The following is a 16,620-nucleotide window of genomic DNA, read 5'->3' as shown; positions in this document are numbered from 1 at the left end:
GTTATAGGGATTAATTACATACACATTTTAACTTATAAAGATGGTAAATTTAACTTCCCCTTTATTTTAACTCAAAAGAGAAGCAGCGAACCTTTGAGTTAGGGAATTTCTGTAACTACTCATTTTTAGATATTCCTACAAACAGCCATTTTAATTAAATCAATATAATCAGTTGGAGATGGTTATACATTTTCATACTTTCATTTATAACCAGCTACATATATTCATGAAACAAAGCTTTATACTTTTGTTTCTTGTTCTTGCATTTTTCACCTCATTCGCTCAAAAAGAAGCCAATATCTGGTATTTTGGAAATAGAGCAGGACTCGACTTCAGTAATGATTTACCTTCAGCCCTACTAAATGGTGAGATGGTTAGTGAAGAAGGCTGTGCTGTAATATCGGAGAAAAATACTGGGGAATTATTATTTTATACTAATGGCAGGAATATATGGAATCGAGAGCATACCCTATTTCCGAATGGAAGAGACTTTCAGGAAAATTGCTCTAGCTATGTTACTCAATCTGCTTTAATTGTTCCTGTTCCCAACACAGCAACACAGTATTATGTTTTTTCCATCACTAAGTCAGGCGGAACAATAGATAATTGTCTAGGGTATCACTTTGACACCAATTATCAATGTGAAATCAGATACTCTCTCATTGATATGAATTTAGATCAAGGAAGAGGAGATGTAGTAATGGGTTCCAAAAATATACTTTTACAAACCAATGCCACTGAGAAATTAACGGCTACTCCTCATAGTAATGGCAAGGATTATTGGTTGATTAGCCATGCATGGAATAGCGATGCGTTTCATGTGTATTTACTTACGGCAGAAGGCATTACTTTATCCAACATTACAACTATTGGATCTACACATGAATTTAAACCAACGCCTAATGGTGTTTTTTTTAGTGATGAAATACGAGGCTATTTAAAACTATCCCCTGATGGAAAAAAGCTGGCTTGTGCCGTTGCCTCTCTGATGGATAGGCCATTTGATTTGTTTGATTTTAATCCTTCAACCGGCCTTATTTCTAATTATGTAAACTTGGGTGATTTAAGATATCAATATGGCGTTTGTTTCTCTCCGGATAATTCTAAGCTGTATGTCACCACAGATAGCCCCAGGAATCAAGCTTATAAAGATGTAATTCGACAATATGATTTGAAAGCTGGTGATATAGAAGCGATCATAGCCTCAGCTCAAAGCATTATCAGAGATAATCCTTTAACCAATATTACAGAAACCTATAAAGATTACTACCCCGTTTTATCTGATCCGGCTTTACAAATAGGGCCTGATGGTAAAATATACTGTGCAGGAAGTATATATAATAATTTAATCGTAATCAGTAAGCCCAATTTGAAAGGATTTTCCTGTGAAGTGAATTATCAAAGTATCGATTTTAAGGAGAGTAGTATAAGATTTGGGTTGCCTAATTTTATTGATGCTTATTTTAACAATCTTCAACCAAAAGATAGCTTAGATACTATTTGTAATGAACAATCTATTGCTATTTTTCCTAATCCTGCAAACGACTTCATTCAAATTACAGGTGAAGATCAGTGTTCTGAAATATATTCTGTAATGATTATTAATTCGATTGGACAAACCATAAGGTTTAATACTAGGATAGCAAATTCTCAGTCCGACAAGATCGATATTAGAGATTTACCAAGTGGCTTGTATACTATTATTATAAAATTTACCAGCTCACACCCTATACCTAAGAAATTTATTAAAATTAACAGAAGCTAACTTTATGTCTTTGTTATTTTTGTAAGGCCCCAGTTTCTGGGACAGAAGCCAAGTAGAAATCTTATACAGATCAAGGTTCACTGCTTTTCTTTTGAGTTAAAATAAAGGGGGATTTAAATTAACTTCCCCTTTCTGTTAACTCAAAAGTAGAATGACAGATCTTCATCCATGTAAATTTTTCTGCTTGGCTTCTGTCCGAAAAACAGGGAGCCTGACATAGAATTTTCTTCCCATGCCTTGCACAGTCAGGAAAGTCTAATTTAAATTTTTAAAAATCAACTTTCATACTAACACTCCATTCCTCATTTTTTGCACGTCAATCTCCTTTTCTTGATCTTGGTCTATATTCTTGTGCTGAGCTTTATGAGGCCATTTACTTTTGTCTCATAAATTATTTTACAAATGCTCAATTATCACACACGCTTATTAGCTGCATTGATCTATTTATTCTTGCCCTGTGGTAGTTTACAGGCACAGGAGAAGACTCATTCTTTGCCTATATCCGTTTCTTTACTGGCAGAAACGATCACGCTGCCAAGGACCAAAAATGTTTTTAACCGACTCAACCCCGGTATACGCATAGGCACCGAATTTTCCTACTCAAGAGGAAAGCCTACCCAATGGTTTCAAACCCTTAGCCTGACTTATTACAGGCACAAACAATTACATGATGCTTTTTTGCTTAACACACAAGTAGGCTGGCGAAGATATGTGGGGAACTTTTATCCGGAAGTGCTACTGGGTGTAGGCTATGGGCTGCAACATTCATCCATGCACAGGTTTACTAACTCATCCAAAGGCACATTTGAAAAAGCTTCTCCTTTCATGCATAAGCTCATGCCTTCCCTTGCCCTGGGAGTAGGATACCGGATTAATACGGTTACGGCTGTATTTACCAGATATGAATTCATGGCCGAATTGCCTTTTGTTTATAATGGAAATCCACTCTTGCCTCACCAACTCCTGCACACAGGTGTACTTCTGCAGAAAAATTAATCCTGTTTCCGCTTATTATTTATTACCTCTTATCATTCATTTTCTTTCACATCTATCTGTTTATGTATTCATTGATAAAACCACTGGCTACCATTCTTTCTTTATGCGTAGTCCTCGTATTATGTGTTTCCTGCGAAAAGAAATCTATTCAACAACCGCCTGCTTGTGGAGCTATTGACTATAGCAATCATCCCTCTCATAAGTATTATAGTCAGATGCTCAGTGATTTTTATCTAAGCAATAATTTACCCGGAGCTATAGTGGCTGTACTGAAAGAGGGCGATCCTTTATGGATAGGAGTTACGGGAAAAGCTTCTCTTACCCATGATGTCAACATGAACACTTGTACTCCCTTCCGCACAGGCAGCATCTCCAAAGTGTTCATTGCTACTGTAATCATGCAGCTAAGAGAGCAAAACCTCTTAGACTTAGATGATACACTTTCAGATTTACTTCCGGAAGTCAAAGGAAATATTCCAGCTGCTGAGAAGATAACCCTGAGGCATTTACTCAACCATTCCAGTGGTTTAGGCCATCCCTCTGATGATGATCCTGCTTATCAGCTGCAGATTATTAATAATCCTGAGGGTATGGCTAATATGTCCATAGAGGATAAGCTAAAAACGTATGTCTATGGAAAAGCGCTCAAATTTGAACCCGGAACAGGAAGCTATTATTCAAATGCAGGGTATTGGATAGCAGGTAAGATTATCGAGAAAATTACTAAAATGCCCATTGAAACAGCCTTATCGAACTTATTATTTACTCCTTACGGACTGAGTGATACCTACCTGGAAGTAAGGGACCAGCCCACTGTTGCCAGAGGATACAATTATGTAAGTGGCAAACTTACTGACCTTACCCAATGGGATATGGCCGACAGCCGCAAAGATCCGGCAGGAGGAGTTGTCAGTTGTGCTGCTGATCTCTGCCTGTTTTCACAACAATTATTCACAGGCAAGATTATCTCAGCTACTTCGCTGGAAGAAATGAAACAAACTACTAAATTTCCTTCTTGTCCCAATGGCGATTGTGAGTATGGCTTGGGCATTGAAAGCTGGAACACAAGCACTCATAAAGGATATGGTAAAAATGGTACGTTACCTGGTGTAGATGCTAATTTTATTTATTTTCCCGACAAGAAAACCACTATTGTTATCTTTACCAATTATGGAGGCGGCTCCAGGAAGGCACTCATAGAAACCATTGTAGATAATAAATAAAATAGGCTTGCCTGACAGGAGGAGACATAAAAGAAATGAAAAATACCTATTCTTTTTTGATGCAAGACTGGAAACTACGAATGGTAGCCATAGCCATTCTAACGGCTTGTTTGTGTGTGTTTTTTAATCTGTTCTTTTCCTTTGAGTCAGGCTATCCTTTCTGGATGATTGTTTTATCTAATTTTATCTATGTATTGCTGAGTTTTGAATTTACCCGTATAGTGGTATTCTATGTAAGAAAGAAAAACCCGGGACTCAAAAGCTCAGAAAAACGGATTGCATGGATTGGCTTAACGATGGTTGGGGCTTCTTTTTTAATTGGCCCCGCCCATATTTTCATTGAAAAAGACCTGCTGTTTGGCGAGAACCTACCGCATACCATTTATAACTATCTTTCTGCGTCAGGCTCTACCCTATTTTTTACACTCATTATTGCCAGCGTGTATGAGGCCATGTATTTTTTCGCGCAATGGCATAAAACCAGCCTGGAAAAAGAAGCCTTGGAAAAGGCCAACCTTCAAACCCAATTTGAGCTGCTCAAAAACCAGGTACAACCTCATTTTTTGTTTAATAGTTTAAACACACTGCTTTCCCTGGTAGATGAAGATACTATCCGGGCTAAGAAGTTTATTAAACAACTATCATTTGTATATAGATACCTGCTGTTAAGCAATGAAAAAACCCTGATTTCTCTGGGAGAAGAACTAGGGTTTATACAAGCTTATTTCTTTCTGTTGCAAACCCGCTTTGAAGAAGGCCTTGAGCTAAAAATAGCTATCCCGGCTGATCTTGAAAATTACCTATTGCCTCCGCTTACCTTGCAGATTCTGCTGGAGAATGCAGTAAAACATAATATGCTCAGTAGCGCAAGTCCGTTACTTATTAGGATTGAATCCAATGATCAGCAGGAGATACTTATCCGCAATAATTTGCAACTAAAAAAAGCATCCGTTCACTCTGCCAGAGTGGGATTAGCCAACATTTCAGCTAAATATCATTTTTTGAATCAGCCGCAGATACTTATCCGGGAGACTGAAGATGAATTTATTGTCAGGCTGCCACTCATAGAACCATCCCCTGTTCATATCCATACAAGTTAAGCTATGAGAGTTTTTATAGTAGAAGACGAGGCTGTAGCAAGGCGCAGGCTCAAAAGCATTCTTAGGGAAGTAAAACCGGAGGCAGTGATTGCAGGGGAAGCAGATAGCGTAAAGAGTGCCGTCGACTGGCTGCAATCGAATCCCATACCCGACTTGGTCTTGATGGACATTGAATTGATGGACGGGCAAAGCTTTGAGATTTTTGAGCATGTAAAGGTACAATGTCCGGTTATATTTATTACCGCCTACGATGGGTTTGCCATCAAAGCCTTTAAGCATAACAGTATAGATTATCTGCTCAAACCTATTGTGGAAGAGGAGCTGGAGCAAAGCCTGAAAAAGCTGGATACCATCCGGGGCATGTTTATAAAGTCTGAAGAGCAAAGCATGAATGTGGCTGCCCTGGTAAATGATCTTAAAAAACAAATGGTAGGGAATGTATACAGGAACCGTTTTCTGATAAGAATCAAAGACCGGTATCATACCCTTGAGATCTCTACTATCAGCTGGTTTTATGCTACCCAGAAGCTGGTTATGGCTCATTGCCACGACCAGAAAGAATATGCTATGGATTACTCCTTGGAGGAGCTAGAAAAAATAGTAAATCCGGCAGAGTTCTTCCGGGCCAGCAGACAGTATCTCATAGCTAAAAATTCTATACATACGATTCTATCCGCTTCCTATGGAAAGCTTACTGTAACTTTAGATAAAGCAGGTAAACAACAGGTACCTATTAGCAGAGAAAAAGCCACTGATTTCAAAGAATGGTTAAGTTGGTGAACCTGTAAAGTTTAATCTGTATTTGGTAATTATTGCCTGTCGTTTCGTGTGTCTGGACACTATTTTTTAGAAAGTTGGCAGGAAGAAAAACTAGCCTCATTGGAATTTTCAAAGCTTGTAGTTTCAGTGTAGAGGTGGTTAAATTATACTCCTTTCTGGTAAGTAAATATTAATAATTTTGGGCAAGAGGGAAAAGAATGTTTTCTTTGGTTGTATGAATGATAGTCTGCCCCTCTTGCCCAAATGCAAAGTATCAATAAGGGAGCGAATCAAGTAAATTTTCTAACTATGTATAAATTCATATAGGATGCAATTCACCCCTCCAATCATATGTGTGGGTTTATAAATTATACGCTTTCTCTTTCAGGCACAGCCATAGAACCGTTCATCCCGAAAGTATTCATTCTTGAATAACTTCTTTATAGGTTGTGCTTTCTTTATTTTCATAGGGTATATAGTAAAGGGTATGTATTATAAAGTGTTGGCACCCCATCCGGATTTGCGTTCCTATATTGGCTGCTATTGGATTCTGAAAACAGATGCTACGCCTATAGGCAGGGAGGAAGTTATTATTCCCGACGGCTATGCAGAAATCATTCTTAATCTGGGTACTGCCTATAGCTGGAAATCTACAGCTAATCAGACTGCCTGCCTAATTAAAGACACTCACATTGTAGGCCAGCGGAATGTATCAGTTAGCGTAAAGCTTCCTTCGTATCTGTACCAAATAGGCATAAAAATAAAGCCTCAGGCCATGCACTGTCTGCTGAATCTCCCTGCCATTCAGCTCTCAAATCATTTACTTCATACCAATGACCTCTCTGATCCTACTTTCTCCCACCTGGCAGATAAGTTGTTTGCTGCCGCAACAGAGCATGAGCAAAAGCTATGGTTAGATGAATATTTTTTTAGAAAATTAAAAAGCCACTTAGCAACTGATGCCGTTACCGGATATGCTATACACTATATTACTGCCCGCAAAGGATTGGCCCGCATGGATGAGCTAAAAAACACGTTGGGCATTGATTACCGTACCCTGGAACGCAGATTCAAGACAACCGTAGGCCTCACCCCAAAAGAGTTTGCCAGAGTCATCCGTTTCAAAAATGTTTATAAAGCCTTCCGCAAAAATCAAGCAAAAGACAATGCTTACTTTCTGGATTGGGGCTATTATGACCAGAGCCATTATATTAAAGAGTTTAACTTTTTTATGGGCAACACCCCGACTGCCTATCAGGCAGAGAAAGGGGGTATGTCAGATGCTATATTAAGAAAAGGGCTGGAAAAGGCAATTCTATAAGCTGTCTATGTATAGTTTATTATTTTCCTTTTCAGCCTGTAAAATCTGCTCCTGCCGAAAATTTACAATACAATCTTTTTTCTTCTCCTTTCCTTTGTGAGGTCACTGGAACAAGTCCGGCTGAATAATGTATTTCCTCACTATCATTACCAATGACTATAACAGTAAATGGCAAAGCCTACCATATAGAAGCAGACCCACAAATGCCGCTGCTCTGGGCAATCCGGGATTTTATAAAATTAAAAGGCACCAAATACGGTTGTGGGTTAGGGCAATGCGGAGCCTGTACGGTTCATATGAATGGACAGGCGGTACGTTCCTGCACGATTCCTTTGTCGGCAGTAGGGCAGAAAGAAATAACTACCATTGAAGGCTTAAGTGCGGATGGCACCCATCCCCTGCAGCAATCCTGGCAAGCCTGCAATGTGCCCCAGTGCGGCTTCTGCCAGGCCGGCCAGATCATGGCGGCGGCAGCCTTATTAAAATCCAACCCAAGCCCATCAGAAGAAGAGGTAAGGCAAGCCATGAATGGCAATCTGTGCCGTTGCGGCACGTATCTAAGAATCTGCAAGGCCGTATTGCAGGCTGCGCAATCTGCTGAATCTACATCAAATTAAGCGATGAATAGAAGGAATTTTATGAAAGCTTCTGCTCTGGCAGGTGGAGGTTTGTTGTTACAGTTTAATGGTTTTTCGGCTAGTGGTACTAATGAGACAAAAGGAGTAAGGGATGAGCTCTCAGAGGGGGTTCCGGTAAATGCTTTTTTGAAAATAAGTCCCCGGAACGAGGTGTATTTCCGGGTTACCAAGCATGAAATGGGGCAAGGTGTAGCCACTGGCCTAGCCATGATCCTGGCAGAGGAACTAGATGTGGACTGGCAGAAAGTAAACCTGGAGTTTGCCGATGCAGACCTGAAAACTTACCAATCCAAGGGTGGACACGGCACTGGAGGAAGCACCACTATAAAAGATATGTGGCCAATTCTGCAACAGATGGGAGCCGCTGCCCGTCACATGCTCATGCAAGCTGCCGCCGAGCACTGGCAGGTTGAATTAAGCCAGATAACTACCGATAAGGGAGAATTGATCAATAAAAAAAATGAGGCCCGGCTGACATACGGGGATATAGCTGATAAAGCAAGTAAGTACAAAGCCCCGCAAAACATAGTCCCTAAAGCTAGTGCTAACTATCGCCTGATTGGCAAGCCGCTCACTAACAAGATTATTCCGGATGTAGTAAAAGGCACTTACCAGTACGGAATGGATATAGAAGTGCCGGGAATGCTCTATACTATAATCGTCAGGTGTCCGGTGTTTAGGGGAAAACTGAAGAAATATGATGCTTCCAAAACCATGGCTGTAAAAGGGGTTAAAAAAGTACTGTCTACAGCCAAGATTGGGGGGATAAGTGGTGGCATGCCGTATCACATTCGCGAAGGAGTAGCTGTACTTGCCGATTCATTCTGGGCTGCTAAAAAAGGAGCCGATCAACTGATGGTAGAATGGGAGGAGGGGCAGAAAGCTAAACAATCCATAGAAGACCTGGAAGTACATATGCAAGAGCAAAGCTTACAGGAAAGTCAGCCGACAGGCTATATGGGTAATCCGGATGCCTTTGCTAATGTAGCGGACATTAATTCTATCATCAGTGCCGAGTATGCTTACCCATACCAGTTACATGCCCCTATGGAAACACTTAACTGCACAGCCCGGTATACAACCAATGCCTGTGAGATATGGCTGGGCACCCAGGGACCATCCTATATTGCCGGAGAGGTGAATAAACTGTTAGGCATTCCCCAAGAAAATATCACCATACACCTACTTCCCTCAGGCGGTGGTTTTGGCAGAAGATACTACCCGGATGTAGCCATAGAGGCCATCTACCTATCTAAAGAAGCGGGAGGCATTCCCATAAAGCTGATCTATACCCGCGAGCAGGATTTTACCCAGAATATGGTGCATCCCTATTCCTTTATGCGCTACCAGGTAGGTATAAACGAGGCAAAACAGGTAGCCACTTGGTATATAAAAGAAATGCGAACATACACCTGGGGAGCTACTTTTCCATACCGGCCCGAGCTTCCCTGGATTGGGTATAATATTCCCAACATCCGGTTTGATTTTAAACACATAGAAGCAGAAAGTCTGTTGCAATCTTGTGCCTGGCGGGCCGTACTGGCCAATGGCTGGGCTTTCGGGCAGGAGTGCTTCCTGGATGAAGTGGCGTATAATCTCAAAAAAGACCCCTATGAGTTCAGAAAAGAATTGCTGGAGGAGGACAAGGAAACAGACATTGGCCATTCAAATAAGATAAGCACTAAACGGCTGCGGCAGGTAATGGAGCTGGCGGTGAGCAAAACAGACTTGCGGGCCCCAAAAAAGGAAGGAAAAGGCAAAGGCTTATCTGTTTATCCCTACATGCACGGCAATAGTTATTGTGCCCAGGTGGCAGAAGTAACGGTAAGTGAAGGTAATTTATCCATAGATAAAATCATCTGTGCCGTAGATTGCGGGAAATTAATCAACCCTGATCTGGTAAAGAGCCAGATAGAAGGCGGTATACTCTGGGGTTTGTCAGCACTGCTGCATGGAGGGGTGGAAGTAAAGAATGGAAGAGTACAGCGCACTAATTTCCATCAGAACAAAATCATGCGCCATGCCGAGTGTCCACAGATCGAAGTCTATTTTGTAGCGTCAGAAGAAGGGCCTTATGGTGTGGGTGAACTCTCGCCACCGGCAGCCGTGCCCGCTGTCATAAACGCTTACTTCCAGGCAACAGGCAAACGGATACGGAAGTTACCCATCAAAAAGGAGGACAACTTGTAATAAATAGGAAAAGTGAGTGGGTTGAAATTGAAAGGAAGAATAGACTAACCTCCCATATACCATCATCATATGTGTGATTGCTTGGGAGAAAGGTCAGTAAAATTACATTTCTAATGTATTTTCGTTCAAAAACAGCTAGCCATACAGCATCTTCCAACTAGGGATACTTCTTTCGCTTATAAATATGGTTTGAAAATGAAATTTAGAAAATGTCTTTTTCATACGTGTGGTATGAATGTTTAAACCAAAAACTTGCCGGCTCAAATTCCAACAACTAAAAAAAGAAAACATATGAAAATTAGACTCATCCTGCCGTTACTACTTCTGAGCATACCCTTTGCTGCCTTATGTCAGGAAAAGCCATCTGGTAAATCTAAAGACCACCTTTCGGCTGTAGCTGAAAAAGCATTAATCAAAGTATCCATCATGTACCCATACGAGGAAGGCAAAACATTTGATATGGAGTATTACCAGGCTAAGCACATGCCAATGGTGGCAGAGTTTCTAGGCTCAAATTTGGTAAAATATACCATTGAAAAAGGCCTTGGCAGCGGCATTCCCAATCAACCATTACCTTATATGGCCATTGGAACATTTTATGTAAAAAGCCTTGAGGAATATCAGGCGGCAATTGGCCCCAAAAGAGATGCGATAAGGGCTGATTTCGCAAATTACACCAGGATAGCTCCTGTAATTTTAATTAGTGAAATAATCAGGTAACTTCTCTATTGCCTATTAATAAAATTTTAATCCATGCACTGTTTCCTGTAACCTGCTGTTCAAAATTTCTTTAGCGTTGTATAGCGTTGTTAAGCGTTTTCTAGAACATTCTTGTTCCTCGAATCCACGTATACTTCCGGTTAAAAAGTGCAATATTCATAAAAAGCCAAAACTGGCATGCCCATTTGAAAGCAAAGAATGAAATCAGAGTGGATTTCCGATCCGTATCTTTCTACCTTACTCGGAAGGGGTGGTTGATTTTACGGCCCTTCCGAGTAAGGTAGCTTATGAACTGAATAGTAGGAATCGTATGAGCATCGTTGTCAACCTACTGCGCCAAAAGATGATTTGTAGTTTTTTGAATGAACTACTTATCTCTGATGGATACTCATCGGAATAATTTAGTATCGTATTGATAAATAATCTATCATAGAAATATACGGGTAACCTCCTGGAAAGTTTAGCAGAAATATACTATGAACACTTCAACAGCAACTGATCACATTACTCAAGCAGTTGGCAATACACCTCTTGTCCGATTAAGGAAAGTGGTGCCGGAAGGATGTGCAAGTATATATATTAAGCTAGAGTACTTTAATCCCACTGGCTCCTATAAAGACCGCATGGCCTTAGCAATAATTGAAGAAGCTGAAAAAAGAGGAGAGTTAAAACCAGGCATGAGGGTAGTAGAGTGTACAGCAGGGGGTACTGGTACAGCTTTAGCTTTTGTTTGCGCTGTGAAAGGGTATCATTTCAACGTAGTTTCCTCAGATGCTTTTGCGAAAGAAAAACTGCAAGCCATGCGCCTATTTGGAGCTGAGTTAGAAATAATTCCAAGCGAAGGGGGAAAGATAACACCAGATTTAATACCTAGAATGATCCGTCGAGCAGAGCAAATCGGTCAGCAAGGCGATGCTTATTGGACAAAGCAGTTTACCAATGCAGACGCGCTAGAAGGATGTCGCAAAGTAGGTAAAGAAATTCTCCAACAACTAAACAGGCCAATAGATATATTTTGTGGAGCAGTAGGAACGGCGGGTATGCTTACCGGGGTCTCTATGGAACTAAAACAAGCGAATGCTGCTACGCAAATTATTGCTTTAGAACCTGCTTCGGCTTCCTTGCTTTCAAAAGGTATAAAAGGAAATCATACAATAGAAGGCATTGGGGTAGGCTTTGTACCTCCACTGTTAAAGAAACAATATTATGATCAAGTACGAACCGTTGAAGAAGCCCATGCCAGGGAGATGTGTAAGCATTTAGCGGCTGAAGAAGGCATATTTGCCGGAACTTCTACGGGGTTAAATGTGGTAGCAGCCATTGAAGTTGGCAAAGAACTAGGTCCAAGTGGTACAGTAGTTACTATTGCTTGTGACTCAGGCATGAAGTACTTAGCAAGCGGGCTGTTTGATTGATTACAAATATTAACCTTTAGATTTTCTTTCTATGACCCCCTCAAAAAATAAGACAGGTTAAAAGTAGAGAAAATGGGCAATTAGGATAACTTAACATTAGGAATAATGGCCATGAAGAAGCCCAAGTTTACCAAGGCACAAAACCGTTTACAATTATAAATCTCAAGCCAGAGATTCAACAGTGGTTAGAAAACGAATGCATGAGATAGCTCGGATAAGAATACAATACAGCTTCTGATATGAAATCTTTATGTTGCTAACAAGATTCCGTATCAGAAGCCATAAAAGTACTATCAGATAAATGAACCTAATAAAGCCCGAAGTAGCTATTAATGACTTGATGGTTGAAATTCCAAACGGAACAATTCAGTTACGGGATGACAGAACCAAGCAGAAATGGATTGTTGAGATAAAACCATTTTTGCTTACAAAATTTCCAGTGACACAGGATCTTTATTTTGAAGTGATCAAAGAGAATCCTAGCACCTTCAAAGGAAACAGACGGCCTGTAGAAACGGTAACGTGGCAGGAATCCGTTATATTTTGTAACGTATTATCCTGTTTAAATAATTTAAGCTCTTGCTATTCCTTCTGCAAGCATACGGATGAAGTTTTATTTGACCAAACAGCAAATGGATTTCGTTTACCTACAGAAGCCGAGTGGGAATATGCATGTAGAGCAGGCACAAGTGGAATCCGGTACGGTGAATTAGACCATATTGCATGGTATAAAAACAATTCTCAAGAATCAACTCAAGTTGTTGGCCAAAAAGAACCAAACAGGTGGGGACTTTACGATATGTTGGGTAATGTTTGGGAGTGGTGTTCAGACATATATGACCCGCAAGTTTACGGCTCATACCGAATCTTTAGGGGCGGTGGTTGGTGCGACGAACATAGGGGTGTTATGGCAAGCACCCGAAGAAGAAGCCATCCAACAAAATTTAAAATAGATGACCTCGGTTTTAGAATTGCAAGAAATAAACATTAAAACTTATAAGACGCTGGTAATTTGTGTATAGTAATTGAGACGGTCTTTTCCGGCTATAGGTTGACAAAAATCCTCACCTTGCTATTGACCAAAAAAATAGGACCTAAGGGAAATAATTTTTTACCTGAGAAGTTGTAAGCACTATTCTTTCGATCCTATTTTAATAAGTTTCATCAAAGGGGTTAGTTACCGTAACTACCCCTTTGATGAAACTTAGGAATGTATCTGATGAAGTCACTAATATTCTCGCTCAGCTTTGCCTTTTAACGTATGCTTACCGGACAATTGTCCTTTTATGAAAAAATAACAATAGTGATCTTTGTGCATGCCATACCACTTACTCTCTCAATATAGGACAGCGGTCATTCAATATTTAACTAACCATAAGCAGCTATTTGAAAAATATAGCATCAGCCCTGTGTTACACTCACCACATCAGAAGCTGCTCAAACAAGAGGCTGCCCCACATAGTGTTTTTATACTTGCATCAGGTCTGGTGAAAGTAGTACATACTACCTCACTGGGCCAGAGATTTACCTGGGGGGTTTTTGAAAGAGGAGATGTGTTAGGAGATGTGGAAGCAATTATGGACATCCATTACTTTAGCACGGTAGAGACCGTAACCCCTTGTACCCTCTGGAAAGTAGCCCCTGAACGATTTCTGCAAATGCTTTCAGAAGATGCCGGTTTCAATCTGTTGATTCATAAAGCCATGATTTCCAAACTTCTGAATACCTCTTATAAAGCAGCTATTCAGTCTACCAATAAACTTTTCTATTCTCTACTCATTGTTCTGCGTGAATTTGCAAGACTCAATGAGCTGGAGATCTCTAAGCAACTACTTTCGGAGACCTTAGGTACCTCTATGCGCAATCTGAACAGATTATTAGTTGAGTTAGAGCAGGAAATGGTCATCCGGATAGAGCACACGCTGATCAAAGAAATCAACTTTCCTCGGTTGCAACAAAAAATCCATGCATATGAAAACGCTATACAATAAAACATCTTTCCCAACAAAGGGATGGCAGCGGGAAGAGACTTTTAATTTCTTCCAATCCTTTTCTCAACCTTACTTTAATGTGCATACAGAAATAAATATGACTAGCCTGTACCATTACGCAAAGTGGGAACGGCTATCGATATTTCTATCTTATTTGCATGCTGCCACAGAAGCTATGCGTAGAACAGAAAACTTTTTGTTAAGAATAGAGGCCAATGAGGTAGTCAAGTATGAGGCAGTGGATGTATCCACAACCGTGTTGACAGATAGTAAAACCCTGTCTTTTGTACACTTACCTCATCACCCTAACCTATCTACTTTTTGCTTGGAGGCCTCTCAACTGGTAAAAGAGGTACAAAAGAACAATAAGCTCTTCAATGGCTATAATGGCTCTGACTTATATCATGCCACTACACTACCCTGGTTTAAGTTCCATGGTATGGAGCATGCCTATGAGGACAAGTCAAAAGATGCCATTCCCAAACTAACTTTTGGCAGGTTGGAGTGGAGAGGCAATCAGGTGATACTTCCGGTAAGTATACGGGTACACCATGCCCTGATAGACGGCTACCATATACACCTATTTCTGGAGAATATACAGCTAATAATAAATGATGCCGGTACGCGTAATGCTGCAAAGCCAAAACATTCACTTGAAAAAATGAAATCAATGCGTAGATTCTTAAAACCGATCATGCAAGCATATAATCTATAGTTACCGGAAAGTGTCTCTTATATAAAAGATAACTAGCAGTTAAAGCTTAACAATGTTGATCTAAAGTAGGAAGCAGTTGCAGATCTTATGGCCAATCTTTCAAATGAGTGGCTGAATTAATATGGCCCATAGCCCCAATATTGACTATCAGGCTCCCTGTTTTTCGAACAGCTATATGGAAGGAAACATTCATATTCTCAAGTTTCAAGAAAGGGGAAGTTAACTTAACCACTTTTTTGATACTCAACAAAATGTCTATCAGTCCGCTCTGTTTCCATTCTCAGTTTTTAAAGGAGAAGGCCACATTTACCAAATAATAAGCCTTCAGCCAATGTCAAAGAGATAAAAGAGATAACTTAATTATTTATCTCTTTGACAGGCATACACCTTTCTTTCTTTTTTTGTATTTTCAGCTATCGATTGCCTTGCCCAAGAATATATCTATCAAGCTGTATCTTACAGGTAACTGCCATGCTTTCACCTTTTTACTTCACTCTGACTACCCAAGCCCTGCTTGACGATGAGCAAGCAGTTTTTGAGACAGATTTACAGTCATTAGGACTCGACCCGCTGGTGTGGACCATCCTGAATGGGTCTATGGATGTACGCACGCCCTACTCTGAAATTAGACTGCTGAGAGCTTTCCGCCATGAAACCCTCTGCGGCATCGCCTACATTGCTGTCTGTAAACACTACGGTGACTGTCTGTTCTCCAACCCTTGGCTGGCTGCCGGCCTGAATATTCCTGCTATCCCCGTTTTTCTCTGGATGCAGGGCACACCTGCCATTGACATGATCAACAACCCGGGATTTGTCAGCCCGCAAATCAAGCGCGCTGACTTTGTAACGGCTGCTTTAGCCTACCTGCAAACAAAGTTCCTCTCAGGCTTTGTCATCGCCGTATCCGCCATAGAGGACAAAACAGCCTCTGTGCAGCTTCCCTTTGCAGACTATGGCATCCTAGATCTTGCCCGGCAGCACAGGCTGGACGATTATCTGGCAGCCTACAGCAATATCCGCAAGAAGATGCATAAGTTCACTAACAAGGGAGGAAGAGTAGAAGTAGTACGCGGTGCGCTATCCTCAGCCACACAGCATGAAGTGATCAATCTCTATGCACATCTCAAGCCGCTGATCACCACGCCCTTTCAGGATAACTACACCAACATGATCCGGCAGGTCAGTGGGCGAGAGACAGATAAAATAATACATTTTTTGACCTATCTTAACGATCAGCTGGCAGGATATCATTCGTTTGCATACATAGGCAAGAATTTATACTGCCTTTCCGGGGCTTTCGACCGTAGCATGCATTCTACTTACCATGCCTATGAAAATATGATCCTAGAAACCATCCGCTTCAGTCTTGACCATCAGATTGACAGCATCCATTACGGGCCTGTGCTGAATCCTACTAAAGCCAGAATGATGAATCAGTTTCAGCAGTATGAGCAAAGGCTGTACTCCCGCTATTATATATTGAAAAAGATTCTTCTCTGGACAAATCATTATTTTCGCGTTCATCCCAAAAATTTTGCAGCCTATGTAAACAGAAAGTATTGAGGGTAAGTATGAGGGGGTTCTTTTAGCAAATGAACAAAGATGAACCCTAAGCCGGACTTTATCACCTTGGATAGAAAGAATAACTCAAGGGGGGGAGTAAAAGGTATAAACTTATCTCCAAATGTCAGGCCCCTGTTTTCAAGACAGACATAGTGGGTTAAAATAATTCCCCCTTTGTCTTTACTTCTAATGTGTCTAATTTCTTGGGAGGGGATCAGCTTGGT

The 16,620-nt window shown here is 40.7% G+C and carries 14 protein-coding genes; all 14 read left to right on the top strand.

The annotated features are described in order from the left end of the window. Positions 1 to 226 precede the first annotated feature (226 nt). The 14 genes from Q0590_RS34830 to Q0590_RS34765 all read left to right on the top strand — a co-directional run bounded on the left by Q0590_RS34830 (position 227) and on the right by Q0590_RS34765 (position 16,396). Positions 227 to 1,765 carry a T9SS type A sorting domain-containing protein gene (locus Q0590_RS34830; protein ID WP_302042299.1) on the top strand — a complete coding sequence of 513 codons (1,539 nt, stop codon included), beginning with the start codon at positions 227 to 229 and terminating at the stop codon, positions 1,763 to 1,765. Between the two features lie 402 nt (positions 1,766 to 2,167). After that, positions 2,168 to 2,761, top strand: coding sequence for a hypothetical protein (locus Q0590_RS34825; protein ID WP_302042298.1), 594 nt, complete (start codon positions 2,168 to 2,170; stop codon positions 2,759 to 2,761). 62 nt (positions 2,762 to 2,823) lie between these two features. Next, entirely contained in the window at positions 2,824 to 3,984 is a 1,161-nt protein-coding gene (locus Q0590_RS34820; RefSeq protein ID WP_302042297.1) for a serine hydrolase domain-containing protein, read from the top strand. A 35-nt stretch (positions 3,985 to 4,019) separates the two neighbouring features. Further along, entirely contained in the window at positions 4,020 to 5,084 is a 1,065-nt protein-coding gene (locus Q0590_RS34815) for a sensor histidine kinase (protein WP_302042296.1), read from the top strand. Between the two features lie 3 nt (positions 5,085 to 5,087). After that, positions 5,088 to 5,864 carry a LytR/AlgR family response regulator transcription factor gene (locus Q0590_RS34810; RefSeq protein ID WP_302042295.1) on the top strand — a complete coding sequence of 259 codons (777 nt, stop codon included), beginning with the start codon at positions 5,088 to 5,090 and terminating at the stop codon, positions 5,862 to 5,864. Between the two features lie 466 nt (positions 5,865 to 6,330). Then, positions 6,331 to 7,164 carry an AraC family transcriptional regulator gene (locus tag Q0590_RS34805; RefSeq protein WP_302042294.1) on the top strand — a complete coding sequence of 278 codons (834 nt, stop codon included), beginning with the start codon at positions 6,331 to 6,333 and terminating at the stop codon, positions 7,162 to 7,164. A gap of 152 nt (positions 7,165 to 7,316) precedes the next feature. Continuing rightward, the gene (locus tag Q0590_RS34800; RefSeq protein ID WP_302042293.1) at positions 7,317 to 7,781 is read left to right on the top strand and encodes a (2Fe-2S)-binding protein; all 465 of its coding nucleotides are present in this window, start codon (positions 7,317 to 7,319) and stop codon (positions 7,779 to 7,781) included. A gap of 21 nt (positions 7,782 to 7,802) precedes the next feature. Next, the gene (locus Q0590_RS34795; protein WP_302042292.1) at positions 7,803 to 9,992 is read left to right on the top strand and encodes a xanthine dehydrogenase family protein molybdopterin-binding subunit; all 2,190 of its coding nucleotides are present in this window, start codon (positions 7,803 to 7,805) and stop codon (positions 9,990 to 9,992) included. Between the two features lie 291 nt (positions 9,993 to 10,283). Next, positions 10,284 to 10,712, top strand: a complete 429-nt coding sequence (locus tag Q0590_RS34790; RefSeq protein WP_302042291.1) for an EthD family reductase — start codon at positions 10,284 to 10,286, stop codon at positions 10,710 to 10,712. A 476-nt stretch (positions 10,713 to 11,188) separates the two neighbouring features. After that, complete coding sequence (locus Q0590_RS34785; protein WP_302042290.1) at positions 11,189 to 12,127, top strand: PLP-dependent cysteine synthase family protein; 939 nt, start codon at positions 11,189 to 11,191, stop codon at positions 12,125 to 12,127. 301 nt (positions 12,128 to 12,428) lie between these two features. Further along, positions 12,429 to 13,118: a formylglycine-generating enzyme family protein gene (locus Q0590_RS34780; protein ID WP_302042289.1), complete on the top strand. Its 690-nt coding sequence runs from the start codon at positions 12,429 to 12,431 to the stop codon at positions 13,116 to 13,118. A 418-nt stretch (positions 13,119 to 13,536) separates the two neighbouring features. Beyond that, the gene (locus Q0590_RS34775; protein WP_302042288.1) at positions 13,537 to 14,118 is read left to right on the top strand and encodes a Crp/Fnr family transcriptional regulator; all 582 of its coding nucleotides are present in this window, start codon (positions 13,537 to 13,539) and stop codon (positions 14,116 to 14,118) included. Further along, positions 14,099 to 14,833 carry a CatA-like O-acetyltransferase gene (locus Q0590_RS34770; protein ID WP_302042287.1) on the top strand — a complete coding sequence of 245 codons (735 nt, stop codon included), beginning with the start codon at positions 14,099 to 14,101 and terminating at the stop codon, positions 14,831 to 14,833. The genes Q0590_RS34775 and Q0590_RS34770 overlap by 20 nt, the downstream gene beginning before the upstream one ends. Positions 14,834 to 15,304: 471 nt before the next feature. Continuing rightward, entirely contained in the window at positions 15,305 to 16,396 is a 1,092-nt protein-coding gene (locus Q0590_RS34765; RefSeq protein ID WP_302042286.1) for a GNAT family N-acetyltransferase, read from the top strand. Positions 16,397 to 16,620: the final 224 nt, after the last annotated feature.

The sequence above is a fragment of the Rhodocytophaga aerolata genome (assembly GCF_030503435.1).
Taxonomy (GTDB): Bacteria; Bacteroidota; Bacteroidia; order Cytophagales; family 172606-1; genus Rhodocytophaga; species Rhodocytophaga aerolata.
The sequence above is the reverse complement of the archived record's forward strand: the minus strand, read 5'-3'. Positions and strand labels throughout refer to the sequence as shown.

Excerpts from the sequence above, each read along its gene's own strand:
- Q0590_RS34820 (WP_302042297.1), top strand. The coding sequence starts at position 2,824 with ATGTATTCATTGATAAAACCACTGGCTACCATTCTTTCTTTATGCGTA.
- Q0590_RS34765 (WP_302042286.1), top strand. The coding sequence starts at position 15,305 with ATGCTTTCACCTTTTTACTTCACTCTGACTACCCAAGCCCTGCTTGAC.
- Q0590_RS34830 (WP_302042299.1), top strand. The coding sequence starts at position 227 with ATGAAACAAAGCTTTATACTTTTGTTTCTTGTTCTTGCATTTTTCACC.
- Q0590_RS34770 (WP_302042287.1), top strand. The coding sequence starts at position 14,099 with ATGAAAACGCTATACAATAAAACATCTTTCCCAACAAAGGGATGGCAG.
- Q0590_RS34800 (WP_302042293.1), top strand. The coding sequence starts at position 7,317 with ATGACTATAACAGTAAATGGCAAAGCCTACCATATAGAAGCAGACCCA.
- Q0590_RS34795 (WP_302042292.1), top strand. The coding sequence starts at position 7,803 with ATGAAAGCTTCTGCTCTGGCAGGTGGAGGTTTGTTGTTACAGTTTAAT.
- Q0590_RS34810 (WP_302042295.1), top strand. The coding sequence starts at position 5,088 with ATGAGAGTTTTTATAGTAGAAGACGAGGCTGTAGCAAGGCGCAGGCTC.
- Q0590_RS34780 (WP_302042289.1), top strand. The coding sequence starts at position 12,429 with ATGAACCTAATAAAGCCCGAAGTAGCTATTAATGACTTGATGGTTGAA.
- Q0590_RS34805 (WP_302042294.1), top strand. The coding sequence starts at position 6,331 with ATGTATTATAAAGTGTTGGCACCCCATCCGGATTTGCGTTCCTATATT.
- Q0590_RS34815 (WP_302042296.1), top strand. The coding sequence starts at position 4,020 with ATGAAAAATACCTATTCTTTTTTGATGCAAGACTGGAAACTACGAATG.
- Q0590_RS34790 (WP_302042291.1), top strand. The coding sequence starts at position 10,284 with ATGAAAATTAGACTCATCCTGCCGTTACTACTTCTGAGCATACCCTTT.
- Q0590_RS34825 (WP_302042298.1), top strand. The coding sequence starts at position 2,168 with ATGCTCAATTATCACACACGCTTATTAGCTGCATTGATCTATTTATTC.
- Q0590_RS34785 (WP_302042290.1), top strand. The coding sequence starts at position 11,189 with ATGAACACTTCAACAGCAACTGATCACATTACTCAAGCAGTTGGCAAT.